Raw genomic sequence first — 23,562 nt, forward strand, 5'->3', positions numbered from 1 at the left:
TTCGCCTACTGAACTGATCACAGTGCTGCGTGTGACCGCTCGGCTCGTCGTGCGCGAGAAGGAAATCCGTCACGCGCAGCGGTCACTGTGATCGACAGAGCGGTGAGCGCCAGCGCCAGGCTCCACCACGGCAGCGCAGCGGTTCCAGCGGAGAGCAGGACTCCGCCCATCATGGCTCCGGCGGCGATCGCGACGTTCCACGACGTCACGATCAGCGACTGGGCCACGTCGCCGGCGGCGCCGACGGCCTCGGCGGACGCGGTCTGCAGGAGTGTTGCGGCGCCGCCGAAGCCGAGGCCCCAGACCACCGCTGCCACGAACACCAACGGCGGGACCGATGCCAACAACCCGAGCACGAGGGCGGCCGCGCCGAAGCAGACGTTCGCGGCGATCATCAGGCCGCGCAGGTGACGATCGATGAGGACCCCGGTGACGAGAATGCTGACGAGCGAGGCGATCCCGAAAGCGAGCAGCACCGCATCGACTCGCGCGCCCATGCCCAGTGGAGCGAGGAAGGGCGCGATGTAGGTGTACAGGATGTTGTGCGCCAACACGAACGTCAGTGTCACTGCCAGTACGGGTGCGACTCCGCGGACCCGCAGCACGCGCCGCAGTGGCGTGCGCTCCGAGTGGGCAGCACCTGGAATCGGTGGCACCGCCGCGATCACCCCGGCGATCAACGCCAGACTCAGCAGTGTCATCGCTCCGAATGTCCAGCGCCATCCGATGATCCCGGCGACGAAGGTGCCTGCGGGGACGCCGATCGACAGCGCCACCGGTGTGCCCGCCATCGCGATCGCCATCGCCCTACCTCTCTGGTGGGCAGGCACCATCCGTCGTGCATACCCGGCGAGCAGCGCCCACAGTAGCCCGGCAGCTATGCCCGCGATCAGCCGCGCGACCATCGTGGCGTGGTAGTCGGTGGAGACCGCGGTGACAGCGTTGGCAGCAGCGAACCCGGCGATGGCGAGTGTCAACAGCCGTCGTCTCGGCCATCCCGCGGTCATCGCGGTCAGCGGCACGGCCGTGAGGGTCGATCCGATCGCATAGATCGTGACGGTCTGTCCGGCGATGGATTCGCCGACGCCGAGATCGGCGCTCATCGCGGGGAGAATCCCGGCGGGGAGCGCCTCGGTCATGATGGTGAGGAATCCGCCGCAGGCCAGGGCGATCAGGCCTGGCATCGGCAGTTTTCGGTGGTGTTGACGAGGCTCGACTGATTGTGTCGCTTGTGTCATCGGCCTATCGTCAAAGATTGACATCAATGAGAAGGTCAAGGTCTGGTGGGCCAGATCGGGGAGTGAGGGTGGTCATATGCGTATCGGTGAGCTGTCGAAACTGACGGACACTCCAACGCGGTCTCTGCGGTACTACGAGGAGCAGGGCCTGATCGTGCCGAACCGTCGGGACAACGGGTATCGCGACTACGACGACTACCTCGTCGACCGCGTGATCCAGATCCGCGGTCTGCTCGATGCCGGCCTACCCACCCGCATAATCAAGCAAATTCTGCCCTGCCTGGACAAGCCGCGCGCCATCCACTTCGCCGATGCCACCCCCGAGATGCTCGTTACCTTGCAACGGGAACGCGACCAGATGACCCGACGCATCGAGTGCCTCATCCGCAACCGCGACGCGATCGACAGCTACTTCGACGCGGTGAAGGCGTTGTCCTCGTCACAGCACGATTGACCTTGCCGTAAGTGTGAAGGTTCTACGTTCTGCGGCATGACCATTTCCGAAATCTGGCACACCGACTCGGGGCAGGGCACCCCGGTGGTTCTGATCCACGGATACACCGTCGATCACCGCGTGCTGCTTCCGCTCGAAGCCGCGTTCGCCGAGCGGCCGGGGTTCCGCAGGATCTACCTGGATCTCCCCGGACACGGCAACAGCCCACGGGTGGCGGGCGCGACCAGTGCGAACACCGTGGTGGAAGCCGTGATCGACAATATTCGCCGACTCGTGGGCGATCAGCGGTTCGCCGTCGTCGGACAGTCCTTCGGCGGTCAGATCGCTCGGGCCGTGACCGCGGCGTTCGGCGAGCAGGTCCTGGGAATGGCACTGCTCGTGCCGGTCGTCCGATGGGGAGACGACCGAACGCTTCCCGGTGTGACGACGCTGAGCCGCGACGACGACTTCCTGGCCGGGCTCCCCTCCGACGAGCGCGAGCTGTTCGCACTGGTGATGGCGCACCTGGACGAAACCCGCTGGAAGCAGTTCCGTGAGTACATCCTTCCGGGCTGGCATGTGCACGACCGGGCCGCGGCGGCCGAACTGGAGGCGGCATTCCTGCTCCCCGAGTCCCCGGAGTCCGCCGTTGCGCCGCACCGTGGCCGCCACCTGGTCGTCACCACCCGTCGCGACGCACTCGTCGGCTGGCGCGATCAGCTCGCCTTGCTGGACCACTACCCGCGGATGACCGCCGCGATCCTCGACGACGCCGGGCACAATCCTCAGGTCGAGGCGCCGCGTGCCACCGCGGCCCTCGTCGCCGAGTGGCTCGACGCGCTCGATGACGAGGAATCCGCCGGCGCCAGTACCGGGTTCGAGCCTGCCGCCACCTGACGGCGGTTCCGGTCATCCGGATGCTGCACGGCAACGCCGAAGATACTCGTAGAGAAAGACACCGCCGCTCACCGCCGCGCTGCGGTGAGCGGCCGGGTGACGGCGGCTCAGAATCCCGGCGGACGGCGGAACCCGCCGATCACTTCCGCGAGGAGCCGCACGAACTGCACCGCGGTGCGGTCGTGCAGATACGGCGCGATGACCTGGATGCCGACCGGCAGCCCGTCCCGAGTCGCCCCGACCGGCGCCACTGCCGCGGGGAGATGGTTGAGCGAGGACGGCGCCACCCACCTGAGCATCTCGTGATATGGCCGGTCGGTGCCGTCGACCTGCAGCGTTCGGACCGACCAGCTGGGATCGGGTCGATGGTCGTGCGGGAAGGCTGCGGTGGGGCTCACCGGACAGATGAGCACGTCGACGTCGCCGAAGAACTCGGCCCAGCGGCGGCGGGAGTGTTGCCGACGTTCATCGAGTGCGTGCCAGTCGCGGAAGCGGATCGTCAGGTCGGAGGCGAATCCACCTGCGGCGCCTTCGGCCGCGGTGAGCTCCACGAGCCCGGCATACGACTCGTCCGGCTCGATCAACCCGCTCTGCGCCACCAGCAACGGGTAATACAGAGCCATCGTCTCTTCGAGCCCGACCGGTCCCTTGCCCTCGACCACGACGGCGCCTTCTCCGCGCACCGCCTCCAGAACCGACTGCATGATGTCGACCAATTCACCGTCGAGGGGGCAGAAAAGGTCATCGAGCCACGCCGCGACCCGGAACTCCCGCAGGGTATTCGACCTGGCGGCCGGCAGATCAAGTCGCCATCCCGGGGCGTTTTCCCGGTCTGCTCCCGCGAGGACATCGAGACCTAGATCGAGATCGTCGGCGTGTCTGCCGAGCGGGCCCAGCACTGCCATGTCGAACTCCGCCAGCGATCCGGGAGCATGTCCGGATACGCTCCCGTGCCTCGGCACGATTCCGTAGGACGGGCGCAAGCCGTACACGCCGCAGAAATGGGCGGGCACTCGAATCGAACCCGCCGTGTCACCGCCCAGTTCGAGACCGGTCAACCCCGCGGCAAGGGCCGCGGCGGAGCCGCCGGACGAACCGCCAGGACCGCGCGACGGATCCCACGGATTGTTCGTGGTTCCGTACACCTCGTTGTAGGTCTGCCAGTCCCTGGCGTCGGCCGGCAGGTTGGACTTGCCGAACACGACAGCTCCCGCGTTCTTGAGCCGTGCGACCGATTCTGCATCGCTGGTCGAGACGTGATGCCCCCAGCGCGTCGAACCTCCGGTGGTCCGCATTCCCGCGACCTCGAGGCTGTCCTTGACTGTCACCGGAACACCGTGCAGGGGGCCGAGCGGCTCGCCTCGGGAGACCGCGCGGTCAGCGTCGGATGCCGCGGCTCGCGCGCCCTCCTCGTCCCGGGCGACGATGGCGTTCACCTGCGGACCGAATCGCCGCAGCCGGTCGAGGTAGTGGTCGAGCAGCTCGACGCTCGACACTTCCTTTGCGGCGATGGCGGCGGCGAGCTCGGCTGCGGAGCGAAATGCTGGATCGGAAATGAGAACCTCCAGGAAAGCCTGAATCAGGGCGATCACACGCCGCCCGGATAGCGCCGTCCATTTTCGCCGAACGTTGGTTCGGTCACCAGCACGGAGTTCCGTCAGGCGGAACGTTCTCCGGAAACTGCCCAGATCTCGCGGCGGATCGCTGCGCAATCATCCGAAAACCAGATGGTGGAAAGCAGAAACTTCTATTGGACTCGGGCTTCTTCGGGCAGCAAAGTTGAGGAGGAACGCAAAACTAATCGAGAAAGGGGATAGGGCCTCGATGTCGAGGGATATCGAGACCTTGTAACTTCGCTATGACTGTGTTTCGTGATCTACGGCATTACATCGACAATCTCACCGATCACCTGGGCGACGATGAGGTGCGTGTGGTCGACGGCGCGCATTGGGACCTCGAAATCGGTGGCATCACAGAACTGGTCGCCGAGAAAGAAGGGCCCGCTTTGTTGTTCGACAACATTCCCGGATATCCGACGGGTTATCGGGTCTTCACGAACTTCATGGGCACCGCGCAGCGGTGCGCCGTCGCGCTCGGTTTGCCCGCGGACACGTCGAAGATGGAGATCATCCGCGCGTGGAAGGATCTCAGCAAGCGAATCGAGCCGATTCCGCCGGTCGTGGTGACGTCGGGAGCGGTACTCGAAAACGTCATGGAGGGAGCCGCAGTCGATCTGACTGCCTTCCCCACGCCGCGCTGGCACGACGGTGACGGCGGCCGCTACATCGGCACCGCCTGCATGGTCATCACTCGCGATCCGGACTCGGGATGGGTGAACATCGGCACCTATCGAGCGTGCGTGCAGGGCAAGGACCGGCTGTCGCTGTGGATGCTGGGCAACCGGCATGCGCGCGCGATCGCGAAGAAGTACTGGGACCGCGGTGAGGCGTGCCCGATCGCTGTTGTCGTCGGATCGGACCCGATTCTGTCCACGGTCGCCGCAATCGCCGCGCCCGAGGGGGTTTCGGAGTACGACGTGGCCGGTGGGTTGCGTGGCGAGGCGGTCGAGGTGCTGTATGCACCCGGAACCGATCTGCCGATTCCCGCGCACGCCGAGATCGTCATCCAGGGCGAGATGCCTCCGGTCGAGGAGGAGTCGGTGCTGGAAGGTCCCTTCGGGGAGTGGACGGGCTATTTCACGCATGCCGGCCAGGAGACGGTGGTGCGAGTCAACCGGATCATGCACCGAGATGCGCCGATCATTCTCGGTGCGCCACCGATGATTCCGACGGTACCCGCCGGCGACCAGTCGGTGCCGCTGTATTCCGCGTCGGTCACCTGGGATCATCTGGAAGCGTCGGGAGTACAGAACATCCGTGGCGTATGGGCGTACGCGCGCCAGTTGATGATGGTGATCTCTGTCGAGCAGACCGGCGCGGGCGATGCGATGCACGCGCTGCTGGCGGCGGCCGGGCGAAAGCGGACCGGTGGCATGGAGCGCTACTTCGTCGTGGTCGACGAGGACATCGATATCACTGACATCAATCACGTGCTCTGGGCGATATTCACGCGGGTCGATCCGTCCGAGTCGATGCACATCCTGCGGGCCCCGACCACCGCGATCGACCCGCGATTGTCACCGGCCAAGCGCGCCGCCGGGGATATGTCGATGGGGATCGTCCTCATCGATGCTTGCAAACCGTTCGCATGGAAGGACGACTACCCCCGCTCGAACCGTTTCGACGAGCCGTACCGCGCCGAGATCCGCGAGAAGTGGAAGGCATCGCTGACGCTGTAGGGCAGGCAGATACCGAGTCGAACGGAAAGGCGTGACCTTCATGACCATCCCCATCGAGATCAGCGCGCTCCTGCGCGGATTTCCTCCTACCGGCGTGCAAGAGCAGGCCTTTCCGTTCCTCTCGGTCGACGAGAACGGATTCCCGCACAGTGCCCTGCTGTCGCGTTCGGAGCTCGAGCCCGCCGCTGACGGCGAAACACTGTTGGCGGCGGTGGCCGGCCGCAGAACGCGGACGAACCTGCGGCGCTCGGGTACCGCCGCATTGATCGCGGTCGACGGCTCGGTGTGCCACCACGTGAAACTCCGCCTGGTCGGCTCGCCCATCGACGACTACATCCTCGGCTGCGAGTTCGCGATGGTCGAGCACACCCGTGACGACCTCGGGATTCCCTTGCAGGCATTGATGTTCCGTACCTCGGCGGAGCTCGCCGTCCAGGAGAACTGGTCTCGTAGTGCGGACATGTTCACTCGCCTGCTCGACGCCAGAGCCACCAGGGAGGGACGGCGATGACCGGGTCGGCAAGGCGCATCATCGTCGGCATCACCGGCGCCAGCGGCGCACCCTTCGCGGTGCGGGTGCTGCAGATGCTGCGCGAAATACCCGAGATCGAAACGCATCTGGTGATGAGCGCCTGGGCGCGGACCAATATCGAGATGGAGACGCCCTACAGCGTGCGCGAGGTCGCGGAGCTGGGCGACGTCAGCTACAAGCTGGGGGAGCAGGGTGCGGCGATCTCCTCGGGATCGTTCCGAACGGAGGGGATGATCGTCGTGCCATGCAGCATGCGAACTCTCGCGGCCATCCGGCACGGACACGCGGACAATCTCGTGTGCCGTGCCGCCGATGTCGTACTCAAAGAGCACCGCCGCTTGGTCGTGGTGCCACGAGAGATGCCGCTCAACGAGATCCACCTCGAGAACATGCTCGGGTTGAGCCGGATGGGCGCACGCCTCGTGCCGCCGATGCCCGCCTTCTACAACCGGCCCGAGACCATCGACGACATCGTCGACCACGTCGCGACGCGGATCCTCGATCAGTTCGACCTCGATGCGCCACAGGCGAAGCGGTGGCGTGGTCTGGATGTGGCGCGGCACGAGCGGGTCGCGGCGACAGTCGGCTTACGGGCCTCCGAGTAGCTATGACGCGGCCGGTCGCTGCGCGGCGAGCGCGGTAGTGTGCGCGACAAAAGCCCGCGTCGCGCGACTGGCCGCGCCGTCACGCCAGATGATGCCGAGACGCCCCAGCGGCAGCTCCGGCACCGCCACCCCGACGACCCGATCATTGTGGGACAGCGCCGAGTGCGGGACCACGGCGACGCCGAGCCCCTTCTCCACCATTCGGACGAGCATGTCGGGACTTCCAGCCTCGAACGCAATGCGTGCCCGAACGCCGGCACGGGCCAGCGTCTGGTCCAGCTGGCAGCGCAGTCCGGACCCTTCGGGCAGTGCGATCAAGGGGCGTTCGCCGAGGAAATTCAGGGGGAGATCGGCGCGGTGCGCGAAGGGGTCGGCGGGGGTGACCACCGCGACGACTCGTTCATTGTGTAATTCACGCGTGCGCACACCGGCGGGTGTCGAGTCGTTGAGGCTGGTGAACGCGACGTCGAGGGCGCCCTCGGAAACGCGTCGTTTGAGTGCCGCCGCGGTGTCCTCGACCAGCGATATGTCGACGCCGCGATGTATGCGTTGGAACGAGGCGAGGACCTCCGGCAGATCGATACTGTGGGGTGAGAACGGACTGACACTGCCGACCGCCACATGCCCGCGGATCAATCCGGTGAGCGCATCGATCGATTCCCGCGCAGCGGCGAGAGCGTCCATCACCGCGCGGGCATGCGGCAGTAGTGCGGCACCGGCGGCGGTCAGTCTGACCGCTCGCGGCCCTCGGTCGAAAAGTTGTTGTCCCAGTTCGCGTTCCAGTGCCTTGATGTGCACGCTGATGCCGGACTGGGCGACATGGACGTGCTGAGCGGCACCGGTGAAGGTGCCTGCCTCAGCAACGGCGATGAAGTAGTGCAGATGACGCAGATCCATGGGTGAGTTCAGGACGTCAGTTCGCCGCCGAGCGGGACCAAACCGCGGCTATGCAGCCCGCCGTCGGAATGGATGACGCAACCGGTGACCGATGTCGTGCGTTCCTTGGACGCCAAGTACACATACGCCCAGGCGTGATCGGTGGGTTGCGACGCGACCTGCAACGGGTTGGTCTGGCGAATGAGTTCGGGCAGGTCGGCCATATCGGCCAGGCGGATGTCGCCGGAATCCATGGCCTCGAGGCCACGTAACTGCGTGACGGTTCCGCCGGGGGCGACCGCGTTGACCCTGATGTTCGGGGCCAGCTCGAAGGAGAGCTGGGAGAGCAGTCCACGAACCGCGAATTTGGAGCCGGTGTAGAGCGGACCACCACCGCCGGGAAGAAAGCCGGCGTTGGAGATGGTCAGCACCACGTTGCCTTGTGTTTTGGACAGCTCGGGCAAGGCGGCCTTGACCGCCAACAGCGAACCCTTCACGTTGATGTCGAACATCTCGCTGAACGCCGCGTCGATGCGGTCCTCGGCCAAGCTTTCCAGCGACACGAAGTAGTCGAAAATGCCCGCGACAGTGACCAGCACATCCAGTTTGCCGAAGCGTTCGACTGTGTCGGCGACAGCTCGCTTGTGGTCGTCGAGACTGCGGACGTCACCACCGGTGGCCCAGACGTTTCCGCCGGGCAGCGCTCGGAGCTCGGCCACCGCCTCGTCCGAGCGATCGAGCACCCCGACCCGGGCCCCTTCCTCCACGAACCGCTCCACCACGGCCCGCCCGATCCCGGTGCCACCACCGGTGATCAGCACGACTTTCCCGGTCAGCCAACCTTCACTCATATCTCTCCTCCTCGAACTTCCGGCCGCCTCGGGCGGGCCGAAAGAATAAGCGTCACAACGTCGCCGGGCCGATCGAGCCCTCGAGCATGCGGGTGAACACCTCGGTGCTCTGCCAGGTCAGGGCTTCGAGCACGACGGGATCCACCCGAATGCTGGTACCTCGCCGCGGCGAGATGATCTCGAGCCGCTCACCGTTGCCGGTGGCGACGATCCGCAGGATCACGTCGGCGAACTCATTGCTCAGTCGCAGCGGCGTCACAGAAAGATCCCGAGGTTCGCCGTCACCAGCGTGGTGTGTGCCAAGTGCACTGTGCGCGCGGCCAGTCGCCAGCCCTCGGCGGTGTCGTGCAGAATGTCGAACCGTTCCCCGACGATGAGATCGGATTCGACACCGTCGCCCTGGGCTCGGAAGCACAGGAAGTTGCTTCGCACATCGTATTTCCCGGCGATGTCGAGCGCGTCGACGCGAACATTCGTCACGAGGCGCTGGGTGCGTGACGGCGGATCTTCCGCGTAGGCATGCTCGGTGTAGAGCCGGGACACCCGCATCTTCATCGACGCGTAGTTGTCCTTCATGTGGAATCCGGTGGGCGAGAACTCGAGATTGCGTGCTTCCGGGCCGCGGGTCACCCGGATGGGCATCACATACACCAGCTCCTCCGACAGGCATCCCAGCCACCGGTCGAATTCCCGATGATCCAGGTATTCCGCTTCGCGGAAGAGGAACTCGGCGCATTCCGCGGTAATGTCGCGGGGCGTGCCGGTCGTCGATGCGATGCTAACGGTCACTGTCCGTCCTCCCGGTTTTCGGCGTGGTCCGCGGTGGAGACTTCGCGTAGCCAGCGGCGGTAGAAGGCGCGTTGCGGCGCCTCGCCGAGTGCGGTGGTGGTGGCCCGGCCGGGGAACGCCCAGGAGGTGTCCTCGGCGTAGTCGCTCATACCGTCGAGGCCGAGCTGAAAGTTGAAACGCATGCCGCTCTTGCGCGCGAAGACCGACTTTCCTGCCGTCGGAGGTCCGCCCCAGACGACCGTGTCGTCCTGCTCGAGGATGCCGGCCGGGCCGTGCATACTGAGCGCGGCGACGTAGGCGTCCTCGTTGAATCCGTCCGGCGCGCTGTTCCAGCCCAAGGTCCAGTTCCAGTTCACAATGGTGTCGGGCCCCGAGGGTTGCAACTGACGCAGGTAGGTGAACACCGTGGGCGGTGCGTCCGGGTGCGGTGAGGCGGGCACGCGGACCAATCCGAGATTGGGGAAGATGAGAAATGTCGTCGCCGAGTGGTTGTCGACGAAGAGTTGCTGGTCGGGCGCGAGTCGATCGAGCTGGAAGGTGTCGGCGACCTCCGGCGGGAAACCGGAGCGATGCCACGGCGGGGGGAGGAAGCCGTCGTTGATGATCATCCCGTGGCCTTCGTCGAAGTAGACGTGCCGCGATCCCGCCTGTGGGCCTGCGCCGCCCGCCTCGATGTTGGGGAACATGCCGACCTCTTCCGCCGAACGATGCAGGGACGGAACGTGATACGCGTCCGCCATGAAGTTCTCGGCGCCGGACTTCCAATTCGCCGGGACCCGCCAGCGATGCGGTTCACCGATGGCCCGCATGCCCTGGTCGTTGAGTCCGAGCAGCGCGTCCAAGTACCACCGCATCCCGCCGAGGTAGTCGTCCAGGGTCGGCGCGTCCGGATCGAGTGAGGCGAAGATCAGGCCGTGCACCGAGTCCACATGGGGAGCTGCCGCGAGTCCCCATGCGGCGGCGTCGAGCTTCTTGTACGCCTTCTTGCGATAGGGGGCGCCGCTCCAGTCCCCATTGTTCTTGAACACCCACGAGTGATACGGGCAACGGAAATGTGAACTGTTGCCTTTCTCCACTCGGCAGACCGGGCTACCGCGGTGCGTGCATTTGTTGAACAGCACACGGATCTGCCCGTCCTCGTCACGCACGACGATGAACTGGTCCTGACCGATGTTGCGGAGTACGTAGTCGCCCGGCATCGGAATCTCCGATTCGTGCGCGACGAAACACCAGCATCGGGCGAAGATCCGGTCCAGCTCGTAGGAATAGAGTTCTGGATCGTTGAAGATCCGCGGTGAAACAATGCCCTGTTCCAAGTCTCGATCGAACGTACGGAGGAACTCTGCGGCAGACGACGAAGTCTGGATTGATCGGCCGGAATCCGGCTTACTGAATTGATCGAACACCTGAAAGCTCCTCATGATGCGCCAAGTGGATTTCTCGGTAAGTTACGACCCGAAATCGGGCGGGCCAAGAGTCGTGGTCCGGCTGCCGGAACGTCGGTCGAGGCGGTCGGGAACTGGTGCCCGGGGCGCTAGGTCTGCGGATAGACTCGAACCAGCGCGGCCCGACCGCGAACGTCCGCGACAGAGCTACGCCATGGCCATGACCGATCCGTTCGCTACGCAGAGTGACCGGCCTCCAGATTTCAGCACGGAACTGGAAGGCACCGGCCTCGACGAGCCACGCGAGATCGGCCGGGGTGGCTTCGGGGTGGTGTACCGGTGCAGGCAGTCGGCATTACACCGCGAAGTTGCCGTGAAAGTCCTGACCGCGTTGGGGCCGGAAGCATCGAATATCGACCGGTTCCGGCGGGAGCAGTACGTGATGGGGGCACTGTCGGGCCACCCCAACATCGTCCACATCCTCGAGGTCGGCACCACTGCCAGTGGCCACCCGTACCTGGTGATGCCTTATCACTCGCACGGCTCGGTCGAGGATCTCCTTCGCCGTGCCGGACGCGTCGGGCTCGATGACGCGATCGGCATCGCTGTCAAGCTGGCCGGTGCCCTGGAGACTGCGCACCGCGCCGACATTCTGCACCGCGACATCAAGCCGGGGAATGTGTTGATCAGTGACTACGGCGAGCCCCAGCTCACCGACTTCGGCATCGCCCACATCCGAGGTGGCTTCGAGACCTCCGCCGGCGTGGTCACGGGTTCGCCTGCGTTCACCGCTCCCGAGGTGTTGGGCTTCGGGCGCGCTTCGGTATCTTCGGACGTGTATGGTCTCGGCGCGACACTGTTCTGCATGCTCACCGGGCATGCCGCGTTCGAGCGCAGACCGGGCGAGCAAGTCGTCGCGCAGTTCCTGCGCATCGCCGCCGAGCCGTTGCCCGCATTACGTCCCGAGGGCATCCCCGACGATCTGTGCGATGCTGTCGCGGCGAGCATGTCCCGTGATCCCGGCGACCGCCCGCAGTCCGCCGCCGAATTCGGCGAGTTGCTCCGCGGTATCCAGCGCGCCCACGGGCGCCCAGCCCCGGATATGACGCTTCGCCCCACGTCGACCGAGGGGCTATCGTCGACAGCTTCAGTACTCCCTACGAATGACCGAGGTGACATGATGGCCGATGTCCCGGCGCTGCAGGCCATCCCCGGCCTGCCGCTCGACATCACCCGCCTCGTCGGCCGGGATGCCGAGTCCACCGAAGTTCGCCGACTGCTTGCTCATTCGAGGCTGGTCACGCTGACGGGCATCGGCGGCGTCGGCAAGACACGGCTCGCGGTAGATGTGGCGCGCAAGGCCGCGCGCGGTCTATCCGACGGAGCGGTACTGGTCGAGTTGGCGGAGGTCGCCGATCCCGCCCTGGTGGCTCTGACGGTGGCCCAGGCGGTGGGGGCCGCGACCCATCAGCCCGATGTCGGTGCCACCCTGATCGACTACCTCCGAACCCGCGAACTCCTCCTCGTTCTCGACAATTGCGAGCACCTGCTCGACGAGTGCGCGCGGTTGGCCCGAAACCTGCTATCGGCTTGCACCGATCTGCGGATTCTCGTCACCAGCCGGGAATCGCTGCGCGTCGGCGGCGAGCACGTATTCGAGGTACGGGCGTTGTCGGTCTCCCGTGCGGGGCCGGATTCGTCGAACCCTCGAGATCTACGACCCGACGCGGTCACGTTGTTCGCCGAGAGAGCGTCGGCGGCGGCGCCCGGGTTCCGGATCACCGCTGACAATGCCAAGACAGTCGAGGAGCTGTGCCGCCGACTCGATGGGTTGCCGTTGGCGATCGAACTCGCGGCGGGCCGCATGCGGGCATTGTCGCCACGGGAGCTGCTCGATCGGCTCGACGACCGCTACCTGTTGCTCAGCACGGGCGAGCGCTCCGCCGCGCCGCGCCATCAATCGCTGTGGGCGACACTGGACTGGAGCTACGACCTGTGCTCGGATCGCGAACGGCTGTTGTGGGAGCGGCTGGCGGTTTTCACCGGGGCAGTGCATTTGCAGGCGGCCGAATGTATCTGCAGCGGAGAGGATCTGCCCCGAGAAGTGGTCGTCGACTGCATCTCGGCACTCGTGGACAAGTCGATTCTGACTCAGCAATCGGCCGGTGGCAGGCCGACCTATCGCATGCTCGAGACGGTACGTGAGTACGGACTGCGGAAGCTGGCCGCCCATCCCGGTGAAGCTGCGACCCTCGGGCGCTATCGGCGCTACTACCAGCGTCTCGCACGAGAATTCGACGAGACATGGTTCGGTCCGGACCAGGAACAATCGGTCGACCGGATGCGCGGCGAACAGGCGAATCTGCGTGCCGTGCTCGACGCGTTGCTGTCCGACGCCGACGACGACGGAAGAGCCGCACTCGGCATGGCCGCGTCGCTGTTCTGGTACTGGCTGGCATGTGGTCTGCAACGCGAAGGACGGCACTGGCTGGATCGCGTGCTCGCTCACAGCGACATCCCGAGCTCGGAGCGCGCCGCGGCTCTGTGGTCGAACGGCTATCTGGCGGTGGCGGAAGGCAAACCCGACGTCGCCCTGGAGCTGCTCCGGCACAGCGAGGTCTTGGCGCGCGAGCTGGGCGACACCACCAATCTCGCCCACGCGACACATCTTCGCGGCGTCGCCGAACACAATCTCGGTGACGTGACGTTGGGCATGGCGCTCATCGAACAGGGTACGGCGTTGGAAGCCGAGACGGGCCCTACCCTGCTGCACATTCTCGCCCTCGAACATCTCGGCTGGGCCTACTGCCGGCGGCAGGAACCGGATCGGGCGCTCGAAGTGTTGGAGCAGTGCCGAACCGCTCTCGTCGCGCGGGGTGAGCGCTGGCTACTGTCCTGGATCTACACGTTCCTCGGTCTGGCGCACTGGATGCGCGGCGAGTTCGCCCAGGCGGGCGAGCAGCTTCGAGAAGCGCTCGCGGGCAAGCGCCCTTTCAACGACGCGCTCGGCATCGCGGTGGTCATGGAGATCCTGTCCTGGGTCGCCGCGGAGGATGGCGATGCCGACCGTTCGGCGCGGCTCATGGGCGCTGTGCGGCGGGTATGGGAGCCGCTGGGCACCTACCAGGGCGGATTCGAACTGCGCACGTGGAGTGACCGAACCGAAGACGTAGTACGAACTGCGTTGGGTGACAACGTATTCAACGCCGCATTCGCTGAGGGTGGACGAATGAGCACCGATTCCGCGGTCGGCTACGCGTTGGGGGAGACACCGCCGGCCGAGGAAAGGCCCTCGACCGGCGATGCGGTCATCGCGACGCTGACAGCACGCGAGACACAGGTCGCGCGGATGCTGGCGGAAGGCTTGACGAACCGGCAGATCGCCCAGAAATTGGTGATCGCTCAGCGGACCGTGGAGACCCACATCGAGCACATCTTCACCAAGCTCGGCGTGAACTCACGCACCCAGGTCGCGGTGCTGTTCGCTCGTCAGCAACGCTGAATCCCGCCCGCTCCGTTCGGCGGCCATCCGCAGGGCGAGATCGATGATCATGTCCTCCTGACCGCCCACATACCCGTGTTCGCCGACGGCTCGCAGAATTTCGTGCGCCGGAACGCCGTAGCGCTGCTCCGCCGCCTCGGCGTGCAACAGGAAGCTCGAGTACACGCCCGAATGGCCCTGCACGATCGAAGACCGGTCCGCCCACGGCAACCTGGTGATGAACGGTAGCGCGATCTCGGCGGCAGCGGCCAGGACGCTGTTCAGGTCGAGTCCGGTGCGCACCCCCATTTTGTCGAAAGCCGCGACCAGCACTTCGGTCGGTGAGTTGCCGGCGCCGGCACCGAGCGCGCACAGTGTGCCGTCGATTTGGCGTGCCCCCGCCTGATACGCGGCCAGCGAATTCGCCACACCCAAGCTGAGATTCTGATGACCGTGCAGCCCGACCTCGGCATCGGTACCGAGTTCGGCGACCAGTGCTTGGACTCTGGCGCGCGCCTCGTCGGGCAACAGCGCACCCGCCGAGTCCACCACATAGACACACTGACAACCCGCGTCGACCATGATCCGAGCTTGCGTCGCGAGTTCCTCGGGCGGAATGCGGTGCGAGAGCATGAGAAAGCCGACGGTCTCCATCCCGAGATCTCGCGCCGCACCGAAATGCTGGACGGACACGTCCGCTTCGGTGCAGTGGGTCGCGACGCGAGCCACGCGTGCTCCCGCGTCGAAGGCACGCCGCAGGTCGGTGATCGTGCCGACGCCGGGCAGGATCAGGACCGCGATCGCCGCCTGACGCGCCTCGGCGACGGCTGCGGCGACCAGAGCGATGTCATCGGTGCCGGAAAAGCCGTAGTTGAAGCTGGATCCGCCCAGCCCGTCACCGTGACTGACCTCGATCACCCGCACACCGGCTGCATCGAGCGCCCGTACGACGTCGCGGACCTGGTCGGGGGTGAACTGATGCCGCATGGCATGACTGCCGTCGCGCAGGGTGGTGTCGGTGATACGCACGTCGATGTCGTTCATGCTCGTCCCCCGGTTCGCGCGGCGAGCTTGCGCTCGGCGAGTACTTCACCGGTGCGCGCGGCCGCCGCGGTCATGATGTCGAGATTGCCCGCCCACGGCGGTAGGTAGTCGCCGCGACCACGGACCTCGAGGAAGACGGCCACCCGTGCCTGGTCGCGCCATTCCGGGCGTGGCCGGTCGAACTGGGGGTCGGATTTCAGCGTGTACCCCGGGACGTATCGCTGGACCTCGGTGACCATCTCGTGGATGGATGCGGTGATCGCGTCGGTGTCGGCATCGGGGTCGATCGCGCAGAACACGGTGTCGCGCATGATCATCGGTGGCTCCACCGGGTTGAGGATGATGATCGCCTTGCCCGCGCGTGCGCCACCGACCACCTCGATCGCCTGTGCCGTGGTCTCGGTGAACTCGTCGATGTTGGCCCTCGTGCCCGGGCCGGCCGAGCGGGAGGCGATCGAGGCGACGATCTCGGCATAGGGCACAGGGGCGACCCGGGAGACGGCGTGCACGATGGGAATCGTGGCCTGTCCACCGCAGGTGATCATGTTGATGTTGGGTGCGTCCGACTGCGTTTCCAGGTTCACCGCCGGGCAGGCGAAGACGCCGACAGCGGCGGGGGTGAGGTCCACCGCAGCGATGCCGTGCTCGGCGTAGCGGGGCGCGTTGGCGGCGTGCGCACCGGCCGAGGTGGCTTCGAAGACGATGTCCGGCAGCTCGTTTCGGCCCAGTAGCCAGTCGACGCCGCCCGCCGAAGCCTCGACGCCTGCCTTGCGCGCGCGCTCGAGCCCATCGGAGGCGGGATCGACGCCTACCATCGCGATGACGTCGATCGAGGCGCTGTGGCGAAGCTTCGCCAGCAGGTCGGTCCCGATGTTGCCGGGCCCGACGATCGCGGCCGTGACCTTGTTCATGACAGATCCTTCCCGAATGTTGCGGTGACGGTGCCGATGCCACCGAATTCCGCACTGAAGGTGTCGCCGTCTGCGATCGGATAGGCGGCGGTGAGCGAACCCGCGAGAACGACGTGGCCCGCCTCCAGTGTCACGCCGAGCGGGCCGACCGTATTGGCGAGCCAGACAAGGGAATTCAGCGGTGATCCGGAGACGGCGGCGCCCGCCCCGGTGTCGATGATCTTGCCGTTGTGGCGCAGGACGCAGCCGGTGAGGCGTAGGTCGGTCGCGAAGGGTTCGCCGTAGGTGCTGCCGAGTACGACGCCGCCGGAGGAGGCGTTGTCGGCCACCGTGTCGATCAGGGTGATCTTCCAGTCCTGGATGCGCGAATCGATGATCTCGAGCGCTGGAACGATGTACTGGACGGCGGCGGCGGCCTCGGCGGCAGTGACGCCGGGTCCGCGCAGCGGTGCGCCGAGCACGAAGGCGATCTCGGGTTCGATCCTGGGTTGTTGGAAGCGCGCCAGGTCGATCGGCTGGTCTTCGAGATGGAACATGGTATCGAGCAGGTGCCCGTAGTCCGGTTGATCGACGCCCAGCTGGCGCTGGATGGCAGCTGCGGTGAGGCCGACCTTGTGGCCTTTCACCGTCGCACCGCGTTCGGTCCAGTACTTCACCTGGGCGAGCTGGATCGCGTAGGCATCGGTGAGGTCGAGGTCGGGGATCTGCTCGCTGAGTGGTTCGATCGACCAGCCTTGATAGGCGGTGAGAAGGGCGTTTGCGGCCTGTTGCCGAACTTCTGTGCTCATGTCGGAGTCTCATCTGTTCTGAAGGCGTGCGAAGCACGGTTGGCCAATACACCGGTCGCCGCGCGTGCGCGAAGCGGCACGGCGGTGTCGACGTCGACAACGAGCAGGCCCGGTGCGGCATCGAGCTCGCCGTAAACGCGACCGAAGGGGTCCACGATCAGCGAATGTCCTATTCCCGTCGGTGCGCTCGGGTCGACAGCGACACCGACGCCGGCCGGGTCTGCCTGGTCACAGCCGAGCACCCACGCTCCGGCGTCGAGGGCGCGCGCACGTACCAGCACCTCCCACTGCGCCGCTTTGCCTTCGCCGGCGCCCCACGATGTCGGCAGCAGGATCGCGCTCGCGCCGCTGTCGGCCAAACGTTGGAACAACGGGGGGAATCGAATGTCGTAGCAGGTGGCGACGCCGAGGACGACGTCGTTCACGGTGACGGTCACGCAGTCGCTGCCGGGGGCCACCGTCGCGGATTCGCGATAGCCGAAGGCGTCGTAGAGATGGATCTTGTCGTAGCCGAGGTGGTAGCCGCGCCCGGTGAGCAGCACCGTGTTCCGCACCCGGGTCCCCGCCGGGGTGAACATGCCGACCGCTATCAGGACGTCGTGTGCCTGAGCCAGCTCGGCTACGGCCTGTGCCCATGGCCCGTCGAGCGGTTGGGCGACGTCGGCCAGGCGGACGCCGAAATGCGCCATGGTGGCCTCGGGAAAGACGACCACTTGTGCACCGGATTCGGCGGCGTGTCGCACCCAGTCCCGCAGGAGCGAAAGGTTGTGTGCCGGATCAGCGGTGGACGTGATCTGACACAGGGCGATTCGGACTCCGGTCGCGCTCACGGGCGGCCGTCCTGTCCGGCGCGCGGGATCCAGCCCGGTCTGCTCAGCAGGTAGCGCACCATGGGTTGGGGGATGGTCAGTACGGTTTCGATGTCGTCGGCGTCTTCTGGCAGCTGCGTCCGAATCTGGTGGTGCGCACCAGCTTTCAGCTTGTCGACCCACTCCGGGTCGATGAGCGCCGCGCGGCCCACCGCCAGGAGGTCGGCGCCGGACCCGAGTGCTTCGCGGGCGTCGGAGAGTGTTCTGATGCCACCGCTGGCGACGACTGCGCTGCGCCCGGCGACCGCCGCGGCGATCGCCCCGATCGGATTGCGCGCCTCCACCCTGGCCCGGGTTTTCGTCCAATCCCGGTCCTCCGGCTGCGGCGAGTTCGCGCGGAAGTCATCCATCGAAACGTGCATGTAGTCGACACCGGACGCCGCGAGCCGATCGGCGAGAACAGTCGAGTCGTCGAGGCTGTAACCGCCGGGTTCGGATTCGAAGGGCGTGATGCGGAATCCGACGGTGATGTCGCTGCCGACGGCGTCGCGCACGGCGTCGGCCACCGCGAGCGGAAAGCGGGTTCGCTCCTCGGGCCCACCTCCCCACCGGTCGGTGCGCTGGTTGGCTCGCGGTGACAAGAACTGGTGGATCAGATAGTGGTTCGCGCCATGGATCTCGATACCGTCGAACCCCGCGCGAACCCCGAGTGCGGCCGCGCGGCCGAATGCCGCCAGCAGCTCGTCGATCTCGCGCGCTGTCAGCTCCCGGGGTGTGGCGGCGTTCGGTCGCGCCGACGGGAGGGGTGATGGGCCCCGAATTCCTCTGGGCCCGACCAGATTCGGCAGGGCGATCCGCCCGCCGTCGTAGATCTGCAGTATGCCCAGCCCGCCGTCGCCGCGAATCGCCCCCGCGACGGCGCTCAGACTGTCCAGGTGCGCGCCGTCGCAAGCGCCGATGCCTTGCCACGAGCGGCCGTCGGGGTGCACATAGGCACACGAGGTGATCGCGGCACCGAACTCGGCGGCGCCTCGTCGGGCGAGGTAGTTCAGTTCGGCTTCGGTGACCGATCCGCCGGGATCGGAGGCGTTGGTCGTCATCGGTGCCAACATGAACCGATTGCTCAGTGTCAGACCGGATGCGAGTCGTAGGGGTGTCCAGGGGTCGGCGGCTTCTTGCACAGCATCTCCTGCGGGGAGGGAATCGTCGGTCATGTCGAAGTGGTCAATCGACGGGAGGCGGCATCAGCCGGACCGAGTACGACAAGGAGATCGACCGGCCCGTGTGCGGATCGCCGAGTGTGACGCTCCAGCCGGTGCCGAACTGATCGACGTCGCCGCGCATCGGGATCGTTCCCGACATCAACACGGTGCCGGGGTTCAGCAGTCCGCGGGTGCGCAGTTCCTCTGCCCAGTACATCGGGGTGAGGAGTTCGGCGAGGGTGCCCTGCTGGATCAGCTGGGGTCCGGCGACGGTCGTCACCTCCGCGCTGAGGGTGAGGTCGTCGATGCGGTCGGCCACGTCGACGAGCCGCCATGCCTGGCGGGCCAGGACATCCGGGGCCGCCTGTTTGCTCCACGCGACGCCGTGCTGTTCCAGGTGCCGGTCGGTGTGGTCGCAGGCCGCGGTCACCAACAGATCCCGGGGATCCTCGCCGGCGACCACAAGTGCCCACTCGGCCTCACCGGAGGTCCGTCGGTGCTGGACTGGTACCTCGTCGACCTGCGTCGCCAGGTAGGGCGCAATCGGATAGATGCAGGGAATCCTGGTGGGTGCGGGCACGCCCAGCTCGGCCAGTTCGGCGACGTGGGCGGCGACGTCGGCTTGGCTTCGCCCGGCGTATCCGGCGTTGAGCAGGGTATCGACCGTCACCGTGACCTGCTCGTGGTCGGGCAGGTCGAAGGTCAGGTGGGTCATCGGGGTCCTCACTGTTCGCGTGGCCGACCACGCATTCGGATGTGGATTTCACTGCCCCAGGTGCCGCTGCCAGCTTGCTTGCTGGGCGAGCTTGGCGATTCCGGCGGCTGCCGCGCGGATCGCTGGGGTGGCATTCGTAGGTTGAAAGCGCTGCACCGGTCCGGAAATAGAAATGGCAGCGACGATCGCGCCGGACCAGTTCTGGACCGGCGCGGCGATACACGTCAGCCCCGGCCTGGTTTCCTGCCGGTCGTAAGCGATACCGACCCGGCGAATGGCCGCAAGCTCGTGGGCGAGCTGCGTCGGTGACGCGATACTCGACGACGTCGCGGGCCGGAGGTTGTCCGCCACCCGGGCGATGATGCCCGCGGTGCTGAACGCGAGTATCGCCTTGCCCACCGCGGTGTTGGTCGCGGGCAGTCGAGCGCCGACGCGCGCGGGAGAATCGACGCAATTGTGGCCGTGAATCTTGTCGACGTACAGAACGTCCTCACCCGCCAGAACGCAGAGATTGACCGTCTCATGGGTCATTTCGTACAGATCGAGCAGATGGGGCAGCGCTACCCGGCGCAGATCCTGGGTATCCGGCTGTGCGGCGAGCGCAGCCAGTTCGTTCAGCCGGCCCCCGGGTGAGTATTCGGTGCCGCGTTTGGTGACCATTTCCCATTCGACGAGAACCGACAGCAGGCGGTGCGCGGTCGACTTCGGCAATTGCGCCCGGCGAGCGATTTCGGAGACGCCCATGGTCGGGTGCTGTGGTGTGAAACTGCTCAGTAGCGCGAGGGCCTTGGCCACCGAGGTCGACGGGTCGCGCTCCGGACGATCTCGGGGATCGATCACCTGGATACTCGCGCTACGGGGGACCGGGCGAGCGTGCCGCGCCGATACGGCGGGGTGGGGAATCGTCATGGTTGCCTCTCGGTCGCCAATTCCGACCGTCGAGTCGGTGGCTGGACTGTCACGGAGTTGCGACTCGCTGGTCGCGTACAGGTCGGTGGCCCTGGCGCTGCGCGGCCGTTCCCGAGAGTCACCGGACTCGAACCATCCTCATCGGGTTCCGCAGTGGGTCTGAACTGGGCCGACAGTCCCTACTGTGAATTCGGAGCTGGCGCCGGGTGCGGCATCCGACCTGTTCTTCGATGCTATTTGCGCCGGAAAACCGGCACATCGGGAGAAATCCCGAGAGGCTACCTATTTACCGCTGGGTGAACGTCGGGCAACCACGCAGAGACCTGGTCGGAGCGCTCAGCACCGTAGGTCGACGGACCCCAGGTGGGTGAAATGCGCGGTGATCGTCGCGCCGCGCCGGGCGGCCACCGCGTCGGTCATCCCGCCTGTCATCACGACCCAGCCCGCTTCGATCGCATGTCCGCGTTTGGCGAGCGCGTTGGCTGCCATGGCCAGGGCTTCTGCCGGATGTCCCTGGACGGACGCGCCGACTCCGGTTGCGGCGAGATGCCCGTCGACCTCCAGCAGACAGGCCTCCAGCGGAAGATTCAACGACGCCGGATCTGCGCCGATCGGCCCGGTCAGGTAGTAGGCGGACGAGGCGTTGTCGGCGATCACGTCCGGCAGGGTGAACTTGAAATCGAGGTATCGGCTGTCGATGACCTCGAGGCTCGCGTACACGCGATCGACGGCGGCCAACGCGGACGCGGCGGTGACTCCGGGACCGGTGAGCCGCCGTCCCATGACGAAGGTGATCTCGGGCTCTACGCGAGGGTGGATGAGCAAGTCCTGGGGGAGGGCGTCACCACTCGGTAGCGTCATCGCGTCGGTGAGCCACGCGGTCAACGGCGCGGTCACTCCCATCTGTCGCTGTTTGGCCGGAGAGGTCAGCCCGAGTTTGATACCGATGACTGTTTCGCCGCGCTCGATTCGCTGGCTCAGCGCCTCATCTTGAATCCGATACGCCGCGTCGATATCCAGTTCCGGATAGTCGTCGGTGAGCGGACCACGCGCGGCGCGCTGTTCTTCGGCGCGCAACAGTTCGCCCGCGATCGAATCGATCGCCTGCAATGGTCCGGTGGCCCAGCCCGGCCCGCTCGGTTCTGGCTTCATGCTTCTCGCTCCTGACATCGTGGTAGGCAGCGATCACCCTGCCCGGCGCGGCACAGCGTGAGAATATTCGCGGTCCGCCGACTGGAACATCCCGCACTGTTCCGCCGATCGCCGGGCCGGTTTGCCGTCCTGTGGAACACGACCGTTGTTTGTCGCTGCCCCGGCCGCGAATCTGCTGTCTCGACAAGCAGCGCTGGAGCGGAAGGAATTCACCCATGGCCACATTGGCTGTCGACGGTGTCGAGATCTACTACGAAGAGCACGGCCAGGGTGAGCCCTTGCTGCTCGTGCACGGCGCCGCGGCGTCCGGACGCTGGTTCGGCGACCTCATCCCGCAGCTGGCCCGTTCCTACCGGGTCATCGTGCCCGACTTGCGTGGGCTGGGCCGCAGCCAGCGGGTGGCGCCGCTGACCCGGCCGCAGATATGGATCCAGGATCTGTGGCGGCTGCTCGACGAACTCGGGCTCGACCGGGTCGACCTCGCGGGGGTCTCGCTCGGCTCACGAGTCGTGGGGCGGATGGCGCTCGACAACCCCTCTCGGGTCAGGACATTGACGGTCGACGCACCGATCATCGGACTGAGTACGAGCGGGAACACCTCGCTCAACACGGTGTTCACCGAGGTCGATCCCGACGGTGCGCAGGCCCGCGAGTGGCAGAGCCTGCACGGCGACGACTGGCGAACGGCCGTCGACTTCTACGCCAAGACCCGCATCGGTCCGCAATTCCAGGAGTTCTTCACCCTGCGCCCGCATCTGGCCGACCTCGCCGTGCCGACGCTGGTGTGCCGCGGGGATCTCGACGACCCGATCCACCCGGTGGACGACGCGTTCATCTGGCACAAGCAGGCGCCGCGCACCGAGCTGTACATCGCGCCCGGTCTGACACAGTCATCGGTCATGCTGGAACGCTCCGAGCGGTTCGTCGCCGAATTCGCGGCGTTCCAGGCGCGATACCTGGCGGCGACGACAGCGTGAACCGGGTACTCCTCACCGGATTCGGGGCCTATGCCGACGAAGCGGACAATCCGAGCGGCGCGATCGCGCGACGGTTGGACGGGCAGCGGATCGACGGCTTCGACGTGTCCGGCGCGGTAGTGCCGGTCGACACCGAGCAGATCCGGCCCGCGCTGAGCGCGGCCATCGAATTCACGCGGCCCGACGTCGTCATCCTCACCGGTGTCGCTCCCGGCCGCACGGCGCCGGCGTTGGAACGCGTTGCGATCAATGTGCGCGACTTCCCGATTCCCGACATCGCAGGCCGGACCCCCATCGATGAGCCCGTAGTCACCGATGCGCCGGCGGCGTATTTCACCACGCTGCCGGTGAAGGCCATCGTCGACGCCTGGCGCCGGGTGGGTATTCCCGGATACGTCTCCCAGACCGCCGGTACCTACCTGTGCAATCAGGTGTTCTACCTCGCCCGGCATCTGCTGCGTGAATCCACGGCCCGCGTCGGGATGCTGCACATCCCGGCGACTCCGCCGCGAGCCGCCGCTGTCGCGATGCCGCCCATCCCGTCGATGGCGATCGACCACCTAGAAGAAGCTGTCCGACTGGCTATTTCGATCGCGGCGCGACACGAAGGGCCCGATCTGAGCATCGGCGGCGGCGCGATCAGTTGAGACGTGTGGACCTCAGAGGAGAA

Annotated in this window: 23 protein-coding genes; 8 read left to right on the forward strand and 15 right to left on the reverse strand. The window is 66.3% G+C overall.

Annotated elements, in window-relative coordinates; all coding sequences use genetic code 11:
* Positions 1-17 precede the first annotated feature (17 nt).
* On the reverse strand, positions 18-1,184 hold the full coding sequence (locus IEY60_RS33900; protein ID WP_373291807.1) for an MFS transporter: 1,167 nt from the start codon (positions 1,182-1,184) through the stop codon (positions 18-20).
* A gap of 130 nt (positions 1,185-1,314) precedes the next feature.
* On the opposite strand from IEY60_RS33900, the gene IEY60_RS33905 reads away from it, so the two are divergent.
* Positions 1,315-1,692 (forward strand): MerR family transcriptional regulator, encoded by a 378-nt coding sequence (locus IEY60_RS33905; RefSeq protein ID WP_189034639.1) that lies wholly within the window; start codon positions 1,315-1,317, stop codon positions 1,690-1,692.
* 36 nt (positions 1,693-1,728) lie between these two features.
* Complete coding sequence (locus IEY60_RS33910) at positions 1,729-2,568, forward strand: alpha/beta fold hydrolase (RefSeq protein WP_189034640.1); 840 nt, start codon at positions 1,729-1,731, stop codon at positions 2,566-2,568.
* A 107-nt stretch (positions 2,569-2,675) separates the two neighbouring features.
* Here IEY60_RS33910 and IEY60_RS33915 read toward each other — a convergent pair whose 3' ends face one another.
* Positions 2,676-4,160: an amidase gene (locus IEY60_RS33915; RefSeq protein WP_229740366.1), complete on the reverse strand. Its 1,485-nt coding sequence runs from the start codon at positions 4,158-4,160 to the stop codon at positions 2,676-2,678.
* Positions 4,161-4,426: 266 nt separating this feature from the next.
* Between IEY60_RS33915 and IEY60_RS33920 the strand changes: the two genes are divergently transcribed.
* The 3 genes from IEY60_RS33920 to IEY60_RS33930 are packed head-to-tail and all read left to right on the forward strand — an operon-like array spanning position 4,427 to position 7,003.
* Entirely contained in the window at positions 4,427-5,866 is a 1,440-nt protein-coding gene (locus IEY60_RS33920) for a UbiD family decarboxylase (protein ID WP_189034641.1), read from the forward strand.
* A 40-nt stretch (positions 5,867-5,906) separates the two neighbouring features.
* Positions 5,907-6,377 carry a hypothetical protein gene (locus IEY60_RS33925; protein ID WP_229740367.1) on the forward strand — a complete coding sequence of 157 codons (471 nt, stop codon included), beginning with the start codon at positions 5,907-5,909 and terminating at the stop codon, positions 6,375-6,377.
* Positions 6,374-7,003, forward strand: coding sequence for a non-oxidative hydroxyarylic acid decarboxylases subunit B (locus tag IEY60_RS33930; RefSeq protein WP_189034643.1), 630 nt, complete (start codon positions 6,374-6,376; stop codon positions 7,001-7,003). Before IEY60_RS33925 ends, IEY60_RS33930 begins: the two co-directional genes overlap by 4 nt.
* On the opposite strand, the gene IEY60_RS33935 is transcribed toward IEY60_RS33930, so the two are convergent.
* The 5 genes from IEY60_RS33935 to IEY60_RS33955 are packed head-to-tail and all read right to left on the reverse strand — an operon-like array spanning position 7,004 to position 10,835.
* On the reverse strand, positions 7,004-7,900 hold the full coding sequence (locus IEY60_RS33935; protein ID WP_189034644.1) for a LysR family transcriptional regulator: 897 nt from the start codon (positions 7,898-7,900) through the stop codon (positions 7,004-7,006). It abuts the gene before it with no gap.
* 8 nt (positions 7,901-7,908) lie between these two features.
* On the reverse strand, positions 7,909-8,730 hold the full coding sequence (gene hcaB / locus IEY60_RS33940; RefSeq protein ID WP_189034645.1) for a 3-(cis-5,6-dihydroxycyclohexa-1,3-dien-1-yl)propanoate dehydrogenase: 822 nt from the start codon (positions 8,728-8,730) through the stop codon (positions 7,909-7,911).
* A gap of 52 nt (positions 8,731-8,782) precedes the next feature.
* Positions 8,783-8,989: a dihydrodiol dehydrogenase gene (locus tag IEY60_RS33945; protein ID WP_189034646.1), complete on the reverse strand. Its 207-nt coding sequence runs from the start codon at positions 8,987-8,989 to the stop codon at positions 8,783-8,785.
* The gene (locus tag IEY60_RS33950; protein ID WP_189034647.1) at positions 8,986-9,519 is read right to left on the reverse strand and encodes a 3-phenylpropionate/cinnamic acid dioxygenase subunit beta; all 534 of its coding nucleotides are present in this window, start codon (positions 9,517-9,519) and stop codon (positions 8,986-8,988) included. The genes IEY60_RS33945 and IEY60_RS33950 overlap by 4 nt, the downstream gene beginning before the upstream one ends.
* A complete protein-coding gene (locus IEY60_RS33955; protein WP_229740368.1) occupies positions 9,516-10,835 on the reverse strand; it encodes an aromatic ring-hydroxylating oxygenase subunit alpha in 1,320 nt (439 codons plus the stop codon). Before IEY60_RS33955 ends, IEY60_RS33950 begins: the two co-directional genes overlap by 4 nt.
* Positions 10,836-11,124: 289 nt before the next feature.
* Here IEY60_RS33955 and IEY60_RS33960 point away from each other — a divergent pair, with 289 nt between their 5' ends.
* Positions 11,125-14,406, forward strand: coding sequence for a protein kinase domain-containing protein (locus IEY60_RS33960; protein ID WP_189034649.1), 3,282 nt, complete (start codon positions 11,125-11,127; stop codon positions 14,404-14,406).
* On the opposite strand, the gene dmpG is transcribed toward IEY60_RS33960, so the two are convergent.
* The 8 genes from dmpG to IEY60_RS34000 form a co-directional block, all read right to left on the reverse strand.
* Complete coding sequence (gene dmpG, locus IEY60_RS33965) at positions 14,362-15,429, reverse strand: 4-hydroxy-2-oxovalerate aldolase (protein WP_189034650.1); 1,068 nt, start codon at positions 15,427-15,429, stop codon at positions 14,362-14,364. The two genes, IEY60_RS33960 and dmpG, sit on opposite strands and share 45 nt — an antisense overlap.
* Positions 15,426-16,340: an acetaldehyde dehydrogenase (acetylating) gene (locus tag IEY60_RS33970; RefSeq protein WP_189034651.1), complete on the reverse strand. Its 915-nt coding sequence runs from the start codon at positions 16,338-16,340 to the stop codon at positions 15,426-15,428. Before IEY60_RS33970 ends, dmpG begins: the two co-directional genes overlap by 4 nt.
* Positions 16,337-17,128: a 2-keto-4-pentenoate hydratase gene (locus IEY60_RS33975; protein WP_189034652.1), complete on the reverse strand. Its 792-nt coding sequence runs from the start codon at positions 17,126-17,128 to the stop codon at positions 16,337-16,339. The genes IEY60_RS33970 and IEY60_RS33975 overlap by 4 nt, the downstream gene beginning before the upstream one ends.
* Positions 17,125-17,958, reverse strand: a complete 834-nt coding sequence (locus IEY60_RS33980; RefSeq protein ID WP_189034653.1) for a carbon-nitrogen hydrolase family protein — start codon at positions 17,956-17,958, stop codon at positions 17,125-17,127. Before IEY60_RS33980 ends, IEY60_RS33975 begins: the two co-directional genes overlap by 4 nt.
* A complete protein-coding gene (locus IEY60_RS33985; RefSeq protein ID WP_189034654.1) occupies positions 17,955-19,151 on the reverse strand; it encodes an oxidoreductase in 1,197 nt (398 codons plus the stop codon). Before IEY60_RS33985 ends, IEY60_RS33980 begins: the two co-directional genes overlap by 4 nt.
* A 10-nt stretch (positions 19,152-19,161) precedes the next feature.
* Positions 19,162-19,854 (reverse strand): DUF2848 domain-containing protein, encoded by a 693-nt coding sequence (locus IEY60_RS33990; RefSeq protein WP_189034655.1) that lies wholly within the window; start codon positions 19,852-19,854, stop codon positions 19,162-19,164.
* Positions 19,855-19,902: 48 nt separating this feature from the next.
* Positions 19,903-20,763 carry an IclR family transcriptional regulator gene (locus IEY60_RS33995; protein WP_189034656.1) on the reverse strand — a complete coding sequence of 287 codons (861 nt, stop codon included), beginning with the start codon at positions 20,761-20,763 and terminating at the stop codon, positions 19,903-19,905.
* Positions 20,764-21,099: 336 nt separating this feature from the next.
* Positions 21,100-21,915 (reverse strand): 2-keto-4-pentenoate hydratase, encoded by an 816-nt coding sequence (locus IEY60_RS34000; RefSeq protein WP_229740370.1) that lies wholly within the window; start codon positions 21,913-21,915, stop codon positions 21,100-21,102.
* Positions 21,916-22,130: 215 nt separating this feature from the next.
* Between IEY60_RS34000 and IEY60_RS34005 the strand changes: the two genes are divergently transcribed.
* Positions 22,131-22,892, forward strand: coding sequence for an alpha/beta fold hydrolase (locus IEY60_RS34005; RefSeq protein WP_189034657.1), 762 nt, complete (start codon positions 22,131-22,133; stop codon positions 22,890-22,892).
* Positions 22,889-23,539 carry a pyroglutamyl-peptidase I gene (locus IEY60_RS34010; RefSeq protein WP_189034658.1) on the forward strand — a complete coding sequence of 217 codons (651 nt, stop codon included), beginning with the start codon at positions 22,889-22,891 and terminating at the stop codon, positions 23,537-23,539. Before IEY60_RS34005 ends, IEY60_RS34010 begins: the two co-directional genes overlap by 4 nt.
* The last annotated feature ends 23 nt before the right edge of the window (positions 23,540-23,562 follow it).

Origin of the sequence: Nocardia rhizosphaerihabitans, assembly GCF_014646295.1 — a bacterium.
Taxonomy (GTDB): Bacteria; Actinomycetota; Actinomycetes; order Mycobacteriales; family Mycobacteriaceae; genus Nocardia; species Nocardia rhizosphaerihabitans.

Excerpts from the sequence above, each read along its gene's own strand:
- IEY60_RS33905 (WP_189034639.1), top strand. The coding sequence starts at position 1,315 with ATGCGTATCGGTGAGCTGTCGAAACTGACGGACACTCCAACGCGGTCT.
- dmpG (WP_189034650.1), bottom strand. The coding sequence starts at position 15,429 with ATGAACGACATCGACGTGCGTATCACCGACACCACCCTGCGCGACGGC.
- IEY60_RS33985 (WP_189034654.1), bottom strand. The coding sequence starts at position 19,151 with ATGACCGACGATTCCCTCCCCGCAGGAGATGCTGTGCAAGAAGCCGCC.
- IEY60_RS33960 (WP_189034649.1), top strand. The coding sequence starts at position 11,125 with ATGACCGATCCGTTCGCTACGCAGAGTGACCGGCCTCCAGATTTCAGC.
- IEY60_RS33990 (WP_189034655.1), bottom strand. The coding sequence starts at position 19,854 with ATGACCCACCTGACCTTCGACCTGCCCGACCACGAGCAGGTCACGGTG.
- IEY60_RS33920 (WP_189034641.1), top strand. The coding sequence starts at position 4,427 with ATGACTGTGTTTCGTGATCTACGGCATTACATCGACAATCTCACCGAT.
- IEY60_RS33925 (WP_229740367.1), top strand. The coding sequence starts at position 5,907 with ATGACCATCCCCATCGAGATCAGCGCGCTCCTGCGCGGATTTCCTCCT.
- IEY60_RS33910 (WP_189034640.1), top strand. The coding sequence starts at position 1,729 with ATGACCATTTCCGAAATCTGGCACACCGACTCGGGGCAGGGCACCCCG.
- IEY60_RS33975 (WP_189034652.1), bottom strand. The coding sequence starts at position 17,128 with ATGAGCACAGAAGTTCGGCAACAGGCCGCAAACGCCCTTCTCACCGCC.
- IEY60_RS33930 (WP_189034643.1), top strand. The coding sequence starts at position 6,374 with ATGACCGGGTCGGCAAGGCGCATCATCGTCGGCATCACCGGCGCCAGC.
- IEY60_RS33970 (WP_189034651.1), bottom strand. The coding sequence starts at position 16,340 with ATGAACAAGGTCACGGCCGCGATCGTCGGGCCCGGCAACATCGGGACC.
- IEY60_RS34005 (WP_189034657.1), top strand. The coding sequence starts at position 22,131 with ATGGCCACATTGGCTGTCGACGGTGTCGAGATCTACTACGAAGAGCAC.
- IEY60_RS33935 (WP_189034644.1), bottom strand. The coding sequence starts at position 7,900 with ATGGATCTGCGTCATCTGCACTACTTCATCGCCGTTGCTGAGGCAGGC.
- IEY60_RS33900 (WP_373291807.1), bottom strand. The coding sequence starts at position 1,184 with ATGCCAGGCCTGATCGCCCTGGCCTGCGGCGGATTCCTCACCATCATG.
- IEY60_RS33995 (WP_189034656.1), bottom strand. The coding sequence starts at position 20,763 with ATGACGATTCCCCACCCCGCCGTATCGGCGCGGCACGCTCGCCCGGTC.
- hcaB (WP_189034645.1), bottom strand. The coding sequence starts at position 8,730 with ATGAGTGAAGGTTGGCTGACCGGGAAAGTCGTGCTGATCACCGGTGGT.
- IEY60_RS34000 (WP_229740370.1), bottom strand. The coding sequence starts at position 21,915 with ATGAAGCCAGAACCGAGCGGGCCGGGCTGGGCCACCGGACCATTGCAG.